This window comes from Rhizobium sp. 3T7 (assembly GCF_020166565.1).
Classification (GTDB): Bacteria; Pseudomonadota; Alphaproteobacteria; order Rhizobiales; family Rhizobiaceae; genus Rhizobium.
The window spans coordinates 1-391 of record NZ_JAIQXS010000072.1; the positions used below are offsets into that span (position 1 = coordinate 1).

General features: G+C 60.6%; 1 protein-coding gene. It reads right to left on the minus strand.

What is annotated here, in order from left to right; translation table 11 throughout:
* Positions 1–391 (minus strand): transposase (locus K9B32_RS28895; RefSeq protein WP_263491228.1); only part of this gene is annotated, 391 nt, incomplete at both ends.

The following is a 391-nucleotide window of genomic DNA, read 5'->3' on the forward strand; positions in this document are numbered from 1 at the left end:
CGGCTCTTGGCGTCGTCGCTCCGCAAAGCATCCGCTCCACTGGGCTGAACGGTCGGCTCGGGCATCAATGGTGGCCTTCCTCGGCGGCGTGGGGCCAACGCTTCGATGCCGCCGTGTTCATATCGCCTCTCCCAATCCGAAAGACAACTGGCACTGCGGATATCAAACAGCGCCGCCGTCTCGCGATAGGACAGCCCATCCTCCCACATCCGCCGCAGAACCGATAGCTTGAACTGGCCATCGTAGACGCTGAACTTCTTCTCCAGCCCCGCCGGACCATGGGCAGCGTAAGCCGCCACCCATCTGCGCGCAGTCGAATAGTCGATACCAAAATGGCTGACAACCTCGCTATAGCTGCGCTCACCGCATCCGTAAAATTCCACGACAGACT